The following is a 13,413-nucleotide window of genomic DNA, read 5'->3' as shown; positions in this document are numbered from 1 at the left end:
TAGCTGCACCGAAACTCTCCGCGCACAAGGACACATCACATGGCCAGCGACCTGATCAAACACATCTCCGATTCTTCCTTCGAAGCCGACGTGCTCAAGTCCAGCCAGCCCGTGCTGGTCGACTACTGGGCCGAATGGTGCGGCCCCTGCAAGATGATCGCACCCATCCTGGATGAAGTGTCGACCGCCTACGAAGGCAAGCTGCAGATCGCCAAGCTCAACGTGGACGAAAACCGCGACATCCCGGCCAAGTTCGGCATCCGCGGCATCCCCACGCTCATGCTGTTCAAGGACGGCCAGCTGGCCGCCACCAAGGTCGGCGCCATGAGCAAGGCGCAACTCACGGCCTTCATCGACCAGCAGCTCGCCTGAGACATTTCAACCGGCCAGCGCGCAATGCGTTGGCCGGACGATTTTTCCTGTCATAATCTCCCACAGATCACCGGCCCTTTCCAGGCAACCGGTTCGAGTTCCCCGGTTAGTGAAGCAGTTCTCGCTTCACGTTTAACCTCCCCCCGTTTTCCGATCGATTACCCCGCGAGGGGTCATTCCATGCACTTAAACGAACTCAAGGCACTCCACGTGTCTGAAGTCCTCAAGCAGGCTGAAGCGCTTGAGATCGAAAACGTCGGCCGCATGCGCAAGCAGGAGCTGATGTTCGCGATCATCAAGAAGCGCGCCAAGGCCGGCGAGCAGGTCTTCGCCGACGGCGTGCTCGAAATCCTGCCCGACGGCTTCGGTTTTCTGCGCAGCCCCGACACCAGCTTCACCGCCAGCACGGACGACATCTACATCTCGCCGAGCCAGGTGCGCCGCTTCAACCTGCACACCGGCGACATGATCGAAGGCGAAGTGCGCACGCCCAAGGACGGCGAGCGCTACTTCGCGCTGACCAAGCTCGACAAGGTCAACGACGGTCCGCCCGAGCAGAACAAGCACAAGGTGATGTTCGAGAACCTGACGCCGCTGTTCCCCAAGGAGCAGATGAAGCTCGAGCGCGACGGCATCAAGAGCGACGAGAACATCACGGGCCGGATCATCGACATCATCGCTCCCATCGGCAAAGGCCAGCGCGCCCTGCTGGTGGCGCCGCCCAAGAGCGGCAAGACGGTGATGATGCAGCACATCGCCCACGCCATCAGCGCCAACTACCCCGAAGTGCACATGATGGTGCTGCTGGTGGACGAGCGGCCTGAAGAAGTGACCGAAATGCAGCGCACCGTGAAGGGCGAGGTCATTGCCTCGACCTTCGACGAGCCCGCAGCGCGCCACGTGCACGTGGCCGAAATGGTGATCGAGCGCGCCAAGCGCCTGGTCGAGCTCAAGAAGGACGTGGTGATCCTGCTCGACTCGATCACCCGCCTTGCCCGCGCCTACAACAACGTCGTGCCCTCGTCGGGCAAGGTGCTGACCGGCGGTGTCGACTCCAACGCATTGCAGCGCCCCAAGCGCTTCCTGGGCGCGGCGCGCAACGTGGAAGAAGGCGGCTCGCTGACCATCATCGGCACCGCGCTGATCGATACCGGCAGCCGCATGGACGAAGTGATCTTCGAAGAGTTCAAGGGCACCGGCAACTCCGAAATCCACCTGGACCGCCGCCTGTACGAAAAGCGCGTGTTCCCGTCGATCCAGCTCAACCGCAGCGGCACGCGCCGCGAAGAACTGCTGCTCGCCCCCGAGATCCTGCAGAAGACGCGCATCCTGCGCCAGCTCATGTACAACATGGACGAGATCGAGTCGATGGAGCTGATGCTCAAGAACATGAAGGCGACGAAAACGAATGTCGAGTTCTTCGACATGATGCGTCGCGGCGGCTGAGCTCCCACGCTCACCGCAAAAGCGCGTTGACCCTCCCGGTCAACGCGCTTTTTTCATGGGCGTTCGACGATACGGATCGCCCGCCCCTCGGCCGCGCTCCGCTGGCCGATATCGAGCAGTTCCATCAGCGCGACGGCCTGCTCGGGAGGCACCGGATTCGGGCCATTGCCAAGGATCGCATCGCGCACCGCAGCGTAGTAGTCGACGTAGTTGCCGGCCCGCGTGGGCCAAACGCGGCGCTGCGGCTCCCCGCCATCGCTGCCGGGCACCACGAGTTCGCCGTCTTGCGGGTCTGCGCCCCACCCCGCCATGGGCGGCCGCTGCCCGGCGCGCAGCGCGTCTTCCTGCGGATCGACGCCGTGCTTGATGTAGCTGCCGCGGGTGCCGTGGACGATGTATCGCGGCGCCGCATGGGCCGCGAGCGTCGTGGCGTGGAGCACCACGCGCAGCGGGGCATGCGGGCCGCTTTCGTAGCGCAGCACGGCATGAAAGTAGTCTTCGACCTGCGCCCCGTCGCGCAGCGCCGCGGTGTCGAGCTGCAGTGAATCGGGCTTTCCGAACAGCTGGACAGCCTGGTCGACCAGGTGCGCGCCCAGGTCGACCCACAGGCCCGCACCGGGCACCTTCTGCTCGCGCCAGCGGTCGCGCACCTCGGGGCGAAAGCGGTCGAAATGCGATTCCAGGTACACCGGGCGGCCGAGCTCGCCGCTGGCCAGCACGTCCTTGAGCGTGAGGTAGTCGGCGTCGAAGCGCCGGTTCTGGTAAACCGCCAGCACCCGGTTGTTGCGCCGGGCCAACGCTTCCAGATCCCGGGCCTCGGCCACGTCGAGGGTGAAAGGCTTGTCCACCACCACGTGCTTGCCGGCCTCCAGCGCCACCTTGGCAACCGGATAATGCAGCGCATTGGGGGTGGCGACCACCACCAGGTCGATGTCCGGCCGGGCCACGAGCGCCGCCACGTCGGGCACCACGGCTGCATTCGGCCAGTCGGCATTGACTTTTTGCGGCTGCGAACTGGCCACGGCCGCCAGTTCGAACCCCGGAACGGCCGAAAGCACGGGCGCATGGAAGGTCTGGCCGGCAAAGCCGTAGCCGACGAGGCCGGCACGCAAGGTTCTGGAGGTCATCTACGGAGGCCTTTCACTCGAAACGGCCAGTATGCGATAATCGACGGCTCCGCGAAAAGTGCGGCTGGGCGTTTTGCCCGGCGCTTCCCCAAGGAACAGCTTGCCCTCTGCCGGCACGCTTGTGGCTCTCGCATCGACCCCAAAGGAAACACCATGGCAAAAGAAGGCATTCACCCGAATTATCGCGAAGTTCTGTTCGTCGACATGTCGAACGGCTTCAAGTTCGTGACCCGTTCGTGCGCGAACACCAAGGAAATGGGCAAGACCGACGACGGCCGCGAACTGCCGCTGTTCAAGCTCGACACCACGAGCGAATCGCACCCGTTCTACACCGGCACGCAAAAGTCGGTCGACAACATGGGCGGTCGCGTCGAGAAGTTCCGCAACCGCTTCGGCAAGACGACCGGCGCTGCTTCCAAGTAAAGCACGCGCTTTCGCACTGAGGGCAGCCCGGTTTACCGCGCTGCCCTTTTTCTTTCCCAAAACCGCCGTTCGCTCATCTTCCCCTGTGAATCAACCCACTCCTGCGATCGTTGCCCAGAGCGCCGTGCGCCGGTTGCCGCGCATTGCGTTGCTGTTGTTATGCGCCGCCTACCTTCTGCCGGGCCTTGTGGGACGCGGCCCGTGGAAGAGCGCAGACATCACGTCGTTCGGCTACATGGCCGAGCTGGCGCGAACCACCGAAGGCATTGCACGCTGGTTCGACCCCATGCTGCTGGGCCTGCGGCCTGAAACGCCGGCGCTCATTCCGTACTGGATCGGCGCTTGGGCCATCAAGATCGCGCCCTCGTGGCTGCACCCCGACCTGGCCGTGCGCATCGTCTTTGCGCTGATGCTCTGGGGCACGTTCACCGCCACCTGGTACGCGGTTTACTACCTTGCCCGCACCTCGCGGGCCCAGCCGGTGGCCTTTGCCTTCGGCGGCGAGGCACGCCCCACCGACTACGCCCGCGCCATCGCCGACGGCGGATTGCTGGCGCTGATCGCCTGCCTGGGCCTGGCCCAGCTCGGCCACGAAACCACGCCGGCACTGGCGCAGCTGTACTTCGCGTCGCATCTCTTCTACGGCGTGGCCGCGCTGCCATACCGCCGAGTCGGCCCCGTTATCGCGCTGATCGTCGGCACGGTCGGAATGACGCTGAGCGGCGGCCCCACGGTCGGGCTGGCACTGGCGATCGGTAGTGCGCTTTTCATGGCCTACGAGCGGCGCACCGCCCGCAAGGCCGACACCACGACGGACGAAGGGCCCATCTACACCCGGGGGCGCTCGCGACGATGATCGCAGTCGCTCTGGTGGCCGCGGCGCTGGCCGTGGGCCTCGGGTTGCTCGAATGGAAAATCCAGCTGCCGGGCAGGCACCCGAGCAGCACCTCCGTGCTGGGCGACGTGCGCAGCCAGGCCAAACTGCTGGTGTGGTTCACCTGGCCGGTGTGGCCATTGGCCATCTGGACGCTCTGGCGCTGGCGCCGGCAGCTCACCGCGCGCCACGTGGCCCTGCCTTTCTGGTTTGCGCTGGTGCCGCTGGCCGCCACCTGGACCACCGATTATTCCGACCGGTCGCTGCTGCTGGCGCTGCCCGCGTTCGCCACGCTGGCGGCCTTCGCGCTGCCGACCTTCCGGCGCAGCGCGGCGGCGCTGATCGACTGGTTCAACGTGCTGTTCTTCAGCGGCCTGGCCGTGCTGGGCTGGGTCTACTGGATCGCCATGCAGACCGGCGTGCCGCCCAAGCCGGCCGCCAGCGTGGCACGCCTGGTGCCAGGCTTCGTGCCCGAGTTCTCTATGGTTCCGTTTGTCCTGGCGCTGGCCGCAACCATCGCCTGGTGCTGGGTGGTGCGCTGGCGCACCGGGCGGCACCAGGCCGCGCTCTGGAAAACGCTGGTGCTCCCTGCCGGCGGCACCGCGCTGTGCTGGATGCTGCTGATGACGCTCTGGTTGCCCTCCATCGACTACGCGCGCAGCTACGTTCCGCAAGTGCGCGCGGTCGCCGAACGGGTCGGACAGCCGAGCTGCGTTGCCGAACTGGCGCTCAGCCGCGCGCACATTGCGGCCCTGCAGCACCATGGCCGCTTCAACCTGCAGCCGCTGCTGCTTGGCACCAATTGCCCGTGGCTGCTGGTCAGCCCCGAGACCATCGAGCGGCTGCACACCATCATTCCCCTGGAGCAATGGCGTTTCAGCGGCACGCTGCGCCGGCCCAGCAGCGCGACCGACGACCTGCTGCTCTATCAAAAGATCGCACCGTAGCAAGTGACCGGCGAAAGAGGTCTGATCGCGCGGCACGCCGGCACGGTGCTGGTCGGCCAGCTGGCCGTGATGGCATTCGGCGTGACCGACACCATCGTGGCCGGGCGCTATGCCGAAAGCGCCCTCGCCGCGCTGTCGGTGGGCGCGGCCGTCTTCATCAGCGTGTTCGTCTCGCTGATGGGCGTGCTGCAGGCGCTGCTGCCGGTGTGGGCCGAACTGCACGGCGCCGACCGCAGGAGCGAAGTCGGCCGCTCGGTGCGGCAGTCGCTTTACCTGAGCGCCATCACCATCGCGATCGGCATGGTGGTGCTGCTTTTCCCTGGCGCGGTGTTGCGCTGGACCCAGGTGCCTCCCGACATGCGTGCCGGCGTGGAGGCGTACCTGGCAGTGCTGGCCTTTGCGCTGCCGCCTGCCCTGCTCTTCCGCTTGTTCAGCACGCTGAACCAGAGCCTCGGCAAGCCGCAGGTCGTCACCTGGCTGCAGCTCGGCTCGCTGTTCGTGAAGCTTCCTCTGTCGATCTGGTTCACCTTCGGCGGCGCGGGCCTGCCGGCCATGGGCCTGGTGGGCTGCGCCTGGGCCACGCTGTGCGTGAACTGGGCGATGCTGGCCTGTGCGGCATGGCTCCTGCGCAGCAGCTCGTTCTACAAGGACTACCGGCTCTGGGAACGCATCGAGGCACCCGACTGGCGGCAGATCCGCCAGTTTGCAAGCCTTGGCATTCCCGGGGGTTTGGCGGTGCTGGTGGAGGTGACTTCGTTCACCTTGATGGCGCTGTTCATCGCTCGGCTCGGCACGGCCGCGGCAGCAGCACACCAGATTGCCTCCAACGTGCTGGCGGTGGCCTACATGGTGCCTCTTTCATTGGCCATTGCCACCAGCGCGCGCGTGAGCTTCTGGCTCGGTGCCGGCCATGCGGCCAAGGCGCGCCGCGCCTGCCGCATGGGGTTTGAGCTCACCGCCCTCTGCGCGCTGTTCTTCGCGGGGGCCATGGTGGCCCTGCGCTTCAAGCTGGCCCACGTGTATTCGGACAACCCGGCCGTGGTGGCAATTGCCGCGGCGTTGCTGCTGGTGGTGGCGGCCTACCACTTTGCCGACGCGCTGCAGACGCTGTGCGTGTTCGTGCTGCGCTGCTACCGCGTCACGCTGGCGCCGCTCGTCATCTATTGCACGCTGCTGTGGGGGCTGGGCCTTGGCGGCAGCTATCTGCTGGCCTACCGCGGCCTGGGGCCCTGGCCCGCGATGCAGTCGCCGCTGGCGTTCTGGCTCATGGGCTCGGGCGCGCTCGCGGTCACTGCCGTGCTGTTCGGCGCCCTGCTGCGGTGGACGATGCGGCGTTCACTTCGCTAGCAGCCGCGCTTCCCGCACCCTGTTCGCCGGAAAAACCAGCGCAAAGCGGGAGCCCTTGCCCACCGTGCTCTCGATGCGCAGTTCAGCTCCGTGCCGCTGCGCAATGTGCTTGACGATGGCGAGGCCCAGCCCGGTGCCGCCAGTCTCGCGCGAGCGGCTGCGGTCGATGCGATAGAAGCGCTCCGTCAGGCGGGGAATGTGCTCGGCGGCAATGCCGGGGCCGGTGTCGCGCACTGCGTATTCACCGCGCCCGTCGGGCAACCGCCGCCAGGTCACCGCCACCTCGCCGCCGCCGGGCGTGTAGCGAATGGCGTTGGTCAGCAGGTTCGACATGGCGCTTTGCAGCTCTGTCGGCGCACCAGAAATTTCGGACTCGGCGTCGATCGTGAAGGAAAGCCGATGCCCCTGCGGCACCAGCCGGCCGGACAACCCGCGCCCTTCGTCTTCGCACTGCGCAAGCAGCGCGCGAATCCGGATCCACTGGTTGCCCGAAGGCGGCGCGCTTCCTTCGAGGCGCGAGAGCGTCAGCAGGTCGTTCACCAGCGTTTCCATGCGGTGCGACTGCTGGCTCATCAGCGACAGGTACCGCGTGCGCTCCTCCGCATCGAGCGGAAGGTTCTGCAGCGTTTCGACAAAGCCGGCCAGCACCGTGAGCGGCGTGCGGATTTCATGCGAAACATTCGCGACGAAGTCGCGCCGCATGGCTTCCGCCTGCTCTACCGCGGTAATGTCGCGCGTGAGCAGCATGCGCCGGTTGCCGGCATACGGATGCACCTGCACCGAAAGCCGCACCGGATGGCTGCGCTGCTGCGCCTGGCCGTGGCCGGAGGCATCGATGACGACATCGCGGCTGTAGTTCCACGAGGCCAGGTAGGCCACGAAGGCCGGGTCGCGCACCAGGTTTGCAAGGTGCTGCAAAGATCGCGCTCGGCATTGATGCCGAACTGGGCGGCCGCCGTCTGGTTGCACCATTCGATACGGCCCTGCTCATCGAGCAGGATCACGCCGTTGGGGGACGCCTGGATGGCCGCCAGAAACTCCTGAAGGCGCTCTTCGGCCTGCCGGGTCTGCTGCTCGCGCTCGCGCAGCAGCTTGCGGATTCGCTCCGCGAGTTCACCCCACACGCCGGCTCCGCGCGTGGGCAGCCCCGATGCGTTATTGCGCAACACCCGCAGCAGGCGCTCGGCCCGCCACGCGTCCAGCGCGAGCCAGAGCACCGCGCCCAGCCAGGCACCCAGCCATCCGAACTTCCAGCCGAAAATGCCTGCAGCGCCCAAGCCAAAGACGATGGACGCTATAAGAAAAGTAGCAATACGGAAAGGCATGGCGCGCGATTATCCGCGCCCGCGGCCGATGAACACCGCGCTCTTCAAACCGTGACTTGGGCAGTCAGGCGATAGCCGGCGCCGCGCACGGTTTCGACCATGGGTGCCGCGGCACCCAGCGATTCGCGCAGGCGCTTGACGTGCACGTCAACCGTGCGTTCCTCGATGTAGACATGGTCGCCCCAGACCTTGTCGAGCAACTGCGCACGGCTGTGCACGCGTTCGGCATGCTGCATCAGGTAGGCCAGCAGCTTGAACTCGGTGGGCCCCACCTTGAGCGCATTGCCTTGCCAGGTGACGCGGTGCGTGGCGGTGTCGAGCGCGAGCTCGCCGATCTCCACGCGCTCGGTCACCACCTCGGGTGCGCGGCGGCGCAGCACGGCGCGAATGCGCGCGAGCATTTCCTGGGTGGAGAACGGCTTGGTGATGTAGTCGTCGGCGCCCGCGTCCAGGCCGGCCACCTTGTCGGGCTCGTCGCCGCGCGCGGTCAGCATCAGGATCGGGATGGCCTTGGTGCGTGCGTCCTTGCGCCACTGGCGGGCGAGCTGCAGGCCGCTTTGGCCCGGCAGCATCCAGTCGAGCAGGATCAGGTCCGGCAGGAAAGCGTCGATCTCGCGCTGGGCTGCGGCACCGTCTTCCGACCAGATCGGCTCGAAGCCGTTGTGGCGCAGGTTGACGGCGATCAGCTCGGCGATCGACGACTCGTCTTCGACGATCAGGACTCGGGGTTTCTTCATGCTTTCTGGGGAGTCTGGCGCTCGTTCTGTTACTGCAGCGCCGATTCGATTTCCTGCATCGAAGTGTGCCGTACATCGGCGCCCTTGACGATGTAGATGATGAACTCGGCGATGTTCTTGGCGTGGTCTCCGATGCGTTCGATGGCCTTGGCCAGGAACAACAGGTCGAGGCTGGCCGAGATGGTGCGCGGGTCTTCCATCATGTAGGTGACCAGCTTGCGCACGAAGCCGTCGAACTCCTTGTCGATCAGGTCGTCGTCCTTCAGGATCGACAGCGCGGCGGCCGTGTCCAGGCGCGCGAACGCGTCCAGCGCGGTGCGCAGCAGGCCCGAGGCCAGGTCGGCGGCGATGCGCAGTTCATTCGAAGGCAGCGCGCGGGCCGAACCGCTCTCGATGATCGACTTGACCATGCGTGCGATCTTGTTGGCCTCGTCGCCCACGCGCTCGAGGTTGGCCGTGGTCTTGGAAATGGCGATCAGAAGGCGCAGGTCGCGCGCGGTCGGCTGGCGCCGCGCGATGATCGACGACAGCTCGCGGTCGATCTCGATCTCCATCGCGTTCACGCGGTGCTCGGTTTCCATCACGCGGTCGGCCGCTTCGGGGTCGAACTGCAGCAGCGCGTACACCGCCTGGTGGATCTGCGCCTCGACCATGCCGCCGAGTTCCATCACGCGCGACGAAACGCCGTTGAGTTCGCTGTCGAACTGGCTGGAGAGATGTTTTTCAGTCATGTGTGCCTCCTTGGCATCAGCCGAAACGGCCGGTAATGTAGTCCTCGGTCTCCTTGCGCTGCGGCTTGAAGAACATCTGTTCCGTCGCGCCGAACTCGATCAGGTCGCCCAGGTACATGTACGCGGTGTAGTCGCTACAGCGTGCGGCCTGCTGCATGTTGTGCGTCACGATGACCACGGTGTACTCGTTTTTCAGCTCGGCAATCAACTCTTCGATCTTCGCGGTCGAAATCGGGTCGAGTGCGGAGCACGGCTCGTCGAGCAGCAGCACTTCGGGCTTGATGGCGATGCCGCGTGCAATGCACAGGCGCTGCTGCTGGCCGCCCGAAAGGCCCGAGCCGCTTTGCTGCAGCTTGTCGCGCACCTCGGTCCAGAGGGCGGCCTTCTTCAGGGCCCACTCGACGCGGTCGTCCATTTCGCTGGCGCTCAGGTTCTCGAACAGCTTCACGCCGAAGGCGATGTTGTCGTAGATCGACATCGGGAACGGCGTGGGCTTCTGGAACACCATGCCGACCTTCGCTCGGATCAGGGCCACGTCCTGCTTGGAGGTGAGCAGGTTCTCGCCGTCCAGCGCAATGGTGCCTTCGGCGCGCTGCTCCGGGTAGAGCTCGAACATGCGGTTGAAGGTGCGCAGCAGGGTCGACTTGCCGCAGCCTGACGGGCCGATGAAGGCCGTAACCTTGTTCTCGGGAATCTCGAGGTTGATGCCCTTGAGCGCGTGGAACTTGCCGTAGTAGAAGTTCAGGTCCTTGACCGAGATCTTCGAGCGCGACGGTTGTGCGACAGTGTTTGGCATGGTTGCTACTTCTTCTTGAATCAGAGTTTGTTGCGCGTAAGAACGCGCGCCAGGATGTTGAGGGCAAGCACGGCCACGGTGATCAGGAACACGCCGGCCCAGGCCAGCTGTTGCCAGTTTTCGTACGGGCTCATCGCAAACTTGAAGATCGTCACCGGCAGGCTGGCCATTGGCTGGCTGATGTCGGCGGTCCAGAACTGGTTGTTCAGCGCGGTGAAGAGCAGCGGCGCGGTTTCGCCGGCAATGCGCGCCACGGCCAGCAGCACACCCGTGACCACACCGGCACGCGCGGCGCGCAGCGTGATGCTCAAGATCACCTTCCACTTGGGCGTGCCAAGTGCATAGGCCGCTTCGCGCAGGCCCGGCGGCACCAGCTGCAGCATGTTCTCGGTGGTGCGAATGACCACCGGAATCACGATCAGCGCCAGCGAAAGCGCACCCGCAAGGCCCGAGAAGGTCTTGAAGTACGCCACCACCACGGCATAAACGAACAGGCCGATCACGATCGACGGGGCCGACAGCAGGATGTCGTTGACGAAGCGCGTCACCGACGAGAGCCAGCCCTTGGGGTTGTACTCGGCCAGGTAGATGCCGGCCATGATGCCGATCGGCGTGCCCACGAAGGTGGCCAGCGCCACCATCACGAACGAGCCGAAGATCGCGTTGGCGATGCCGCCCGCCTCGTTCGGCGGCGGGGTCATTTCGGTGAACGTGGCAAGCGCCAGGCCGCCAAGGCCCAGTCGCAGCGTTTCCCAAAGAATCCAGATGAGCCAGAACACACCGAACATCATCGCGGCGAGCGACAGCGTGAGCGCGATCTGGTTGACCCGCTTGCGCGAGGCGAACTTGGCCTGGCGGGTTTCTGCAAGCGCCTTGGCGCTCAGCAGGTTTTGTGCAGTGCTCGTATTCATGACTTGGTCCCTTCGCTCTTCTTCATCTGGGCCAGCAGCACCTTGGAGAGCGTCAGCACCACGAAGGTAATGAAGAACAGCACCAGGCCGAGGTACATCAGCGCGGCCTGGTGAAGGCCGGCGCCGGCTTCGGCAAACTCGTTGGCAAGCGCCGAGGTAATGCTGTTGGCAGCCTCGAACACCGACAGCGAATTGAGCTGGTTCATGTTGCCGATCACGAAGGTGACCGCCATCGTCTCACCCAGCGCCCGGCCAAGGCCGAGCATGATGCCGCCGATGACGCCGGCCTTGGTGTAGGGCAGCACGACCTTCGAGACCACTTCCCAGGTCGTGGAGCCGAGCCCGTAGGCCGACTCCTTGAGCAACGGCGGCGTCACCTCGAACACGTCGCGCATCACCGAGGCAATGAACGGAATGATCATGATCGCGAGGATGATGCCGGCCGACAGAATGCCGATGCCCACCGGCGGGCCGGACACCAGGGCGCCGAGGTACGGCACGCCGGCAAGCAGCTTCTGCAGCGGCTGCTGCACCCAGGTGGAAAGAATCGGGCCGAACACGAGCAGGCCCCACATGCCGTACACGATGGACGGCACCGCGGCAAGCAGCTCGATGGCCGTGCCCAGCGGGCGCTTGAGCCAGCTGGGCGAAAGCTCAGTCAAAAACAGCGCAATGCCGAAGCTCACCGGCACCGCAATCACCAGCGCGATGATCGAGGTGGCCAGCGTGCCGTAGATCATGACTAGGCCGCCGTATTCGTTCTGCACGGGGTCCCACACGCTGCTGGTGAGAAAGCCCAGGCCGTATTTCGAAATGGCGGGCCATGCGCCGGCGATCAGCGACAGCAGGATGCCGATCAGCATCGCGAGCGTGAGCAACGCGGCGCCCTTGGCGGCCCAGCCGAACAGGCGGTCGGCCATGGGGCCCGAGCGCGGTGCCTTGGCGGGCGGTGGAGCAGTGGCGCGGCCGCGCTCGGCAGCGAGGTCGAGCGCGGATGCGGAAGCAGGAAAAGTGGATGACACGGGTCGCTCCGGCAAAGACGAATGCGGCGCATCCTGGAGCGGTGTGCTGCTCATGGATGCGCCGTTCTGGGCTGGGTGGGTGGGTTGCTTACTTGAACGCGACCGGCTTGCCCGATGCGTCCTTCACCTCGCCCCATGCCTTGGCAATCGTGGCCTTGACCGTATCGGGCATCGGCACGTAGTCGAGCTCGTCGGCGGTCTTGTCGCCGTTCTTGTAGGCCCAGTCGAAGAACTTGAGCACGGTGGTGGCGTTGGCGGGCTTGTCCTGCGCCTTGTGCAGCAGGATGAAGGTCGCGCCGGTGATCGGCCATGCGCCCTTGTCGGCCTGGTTGGTCAGCACCTGGTAGAAGCTCTTGTTCCAGTCGGCCGCGGCGGCAGCGGCCTTGAAGGCCGTGTCTTCAGGCGAGACGAAGTTGCCGGCTGCGTTCTGCAGCTGGGCGTACGTCATCTTGTTCTGCTTGACGTAGGCGTATTCGACATACCCGATCGAGTTGGGCAGGCGGTTCACGAAAGCGGCGACGCCTTCATTGCCCTTGCCGCCCGCGCCGGTGGGCCAGTTCACGGCCGTGCCTTCGCCGACCTTGCTCTTCCACTCGGCGTTGACCTTGCTCAGGTAGTTGGTGAACAGGAAGCTGGTGCCCGAGCCGTCGGCGCGGCGAACCGGTGCAATGGCGGCGTCCGGCAGGGCCAGCGAGCCGTTCAGCGCCTTGATGGCTGGGTCGTTCCACTTGGTGATCTTGCCCAGGTAGATGTCGCCCAGCACCTGGCCGTTGAGCTTCAGTTCGCCCGGCTTGATGCCGGGAATGTTGACCACGGGAATCACGCCGCCGATGACGGTGGGGAACTGCATCAGGCCCTTGGCCTGGAGCTCTTCGTCCTTCAGGGGCGCGTCCGAAGCGCCGAAATCGACCGTCTTGGCTTCGATCTGCTTGAGGCCGGCACCCGAGCCGACCGACTGGTAGTTGATCTTGACGCCGGTGCTCTTGTTGAAATCGGAGGCCCACTTGGCATACAGCGGTGCCGGGAAGCTGGCGCCGGCGCCGGTCACATCTTGTGCGAAAGCGGGAACATGGGCGAAGGCCGCGGCCACGAGGCCGGCAGCTGCAAACTTGAAAGTCGTTTTCATAGAGGCTTCCTTTAGAAGTAAGAAGTAGTCCCTTTCGGGCTTGGGACGGACTCTAGAAAGCTTGTGTGACATCAATGTGACACCCTGCCATAGAGGGAAAAGCCATCTTTGCGGCGAGAGCTTTTGTGACGCTGTCATGGAACCGTCATGCACGGTCTCTAGCCTTCCAACCCTCGCCGCTACGCGACCGGGGCGGCGCCAAGCCATGGCGCTACGATCACAGCCCCGC

The 13,413-nt window shown here is 65.2% G+C and carries 11 protein-coding genes and 2 pseudogenes; 5 read left to right on the top strand and 8 right to left on the bottom strand.

Translation table 11 applies throughout. From position 1 onward, the window contains the following. Positions 1-39 precede the first annotated feature (39 nt). Positions 40-372, top strand: a complete 333-nt coding sequence (gene trxA / locus M0765_RS22155; protein ID WP_012747433.1) for a thioredoxin TrxA — start codon at positions 40-42, stop codon at positions 370-372. 180 nt (positions 373-552) lie between these two features. Further along, positions 553-1,818 (top strand): transcription termination factor Rho, encoded by a 1,266-nt coding sequence (gene rho / locus M0765_RS22150; protein ID WP_012747432.1) that lies wholly within the window; start codon positions 553-555, stop codon positions 1,816-1,818. Positions 1,819-1,871: 53 nt separating this feature from the next. On the opposite strand, the gene M0765_RS22145 is transcribed toward rho, so the two are convergent. Beyond that, positions 1,872-2,945: an oxidoreductase gene (locus M0765_RS22145; RefSeq protein ID WP_258505928.1), complete on the bottom strand. Its 1,074-nt coding sequence runs from the start codon at positions 2,943-2,945 to the stop codon at positions 1,872-1,874. A 153-nt stretch (positions 2,946-3,098) separates the two neighbouring features. Here M0765_RS22145 and M0765_RS22140 point away from each other — a divergent pair, with 153 nt between their 5' ends. The 3 genes and pseudogenes from M0765_RS22140 to M0765_RS22130 all read left to right on the top strand — a co-directional run bounded on the left by M0765_RS22140 (position 3,099) and on the right by M0765_RS22130 (position 6,536). After that, positions 3,099-3,368 (top strand): type B 50S ribosomal protein L31, encoded by a 270-nt coding sequence (locus tag M0765_RS22140; protein WP_019653042.1) that lies wholly within the window; start codon positions 3,099-3,101, stop codon positions 3,366-3,368. A gap of 85 nt (positions 3,369-3,453) precedes the next feature. After that, positions 3,454-5,189: pseudogene (locus M0765_RS22135) on the top strand (hypothetical protein). 3 nt (positions 5,190-5,192) lie between these two features. Next, positions 5,193-6,536 (top strand): MATE family efflux transporter, encoded by a 1,344-nt coding sequence (locus M0765_RS22130; RefSeq protein WP_258505927.1) that lies wholly within the window; start codon positions 5,193-5,195, stop codon positions 6,534-6,536. On the opposite strand, the pseudogene phoR reads toward M0765_RS22130, so the two are convergent. The 7 genes and pseudogenes from phoR to pstS form a co-directional block, all read right to left on the bottom strand. Next, a pseudogene (gene phoR / locus M0765_RS22125) lies at positions 6,525-7,861 on the bottom strand (phosphate regulon sensor histidine kinase PhoR). The gene M0765_RS22130 and the pseudogene phoR overlap by 12 nt on opposite strands. A 44-nt stretch (positions 7,862-7,905) precedes the next feature. Then, positions 7,906-8,598 carry a phosphate regulon transcriptional regulator PhoB gene (gene phoB / locus M0765_RS22120; RefSeq protein WP_126746518.1) on the bottom strand — a complete coding sequence of 231 codons (693 nt, stop codon included), beginning with the start codon at positions 8,596-8,598 and terminating at the stop codon, positions 7,906-7,908. A 29-nt stretch (positions 8,599-8,627) separates the two neighbouring features. Next, positions 8,628-9,329 carry a phosphate signaling complex protein PhoU gene (gene phoU, locus M0765_RS22115; protein WP_126746519.1) on the bottom strand — a complete coding sequence of 234 codons (702 nt, stop codon included), beginning with the start codon at positions 9,327-9,329 and terminating at the stop codon, positions 8,628-8,630. Between the two features lie 16 nt (positions 9,330-9,345). Next, a complete protein-coding gene (gene pstB, locus M0765_RS22110; RefSeq protein ID WP_021007056.1) occupies positions 9,346-10,125 on the bottom strand; it encodes a phosphate ABC transporter ATP-binding protein PstB in 780 nt (259 codons plus the stop codon). A 20-nt stretch (positions 10,126-10,145) separates the two neighbouring features. Beyond that, positions 10,146-11,036 (bottom strand): phosphate ABC transporter permease PstA, encoded by an 891-nt coding sequence (gene pstA / locus M0765_RS22105; RefSeq protein WP_126746520.1) that lies wholly within the window; start codon positions 11,034-11,036, stop codon positions 10,146-10,148. Continuing rightward, positions 11,033-12,112 (bottom strand): phosphate ABC transporter permease subunit PstC, encoded by a 1,080-nt coding sequence (gene pstC, locus M0765_RS22100; protein WP_126746521.1) that lies wholly within the window; start codon positions 12,110-12,112, stop codon positions 11,033-11,035. The genes pstA and pstC overlap by 4 nt, the downstream gene beginning before the upstream one ends. A 34-nt stretch (positions 12,113-12,146) precedes the next feature. After that, positions 12,147-13,184 (bottom strand): phosphate ABC transporter substrate-binding protein PstS, encoded by a 1,038-nt coding sequence (gene pstS, locus M0765_RS22095; RefSeq protein ID WP_258505926.1) that lies wholly within the window; start codon positions 13,182-13,184, stop codon positions 12,147-12,149. Positions 13,185-13,413 lie beyond the last annotated feature (229 nt).

Origin of the sequence: Variovorax sp. S12S4, assembly GCF_023195515.1 — a bacterium.
Taxonomy (GTDB): domain Bacteria; phylum Pseudomonadota; class Gammaproteobacteria; order Burkholderiales; family Burkholderiaceae_C; genus Variovorax.
The sequence above is the reverse complement of the archived record's forward strand: the minus strand, read 5'-3'. Positions and strand labels throughout refer to the sequence as shown.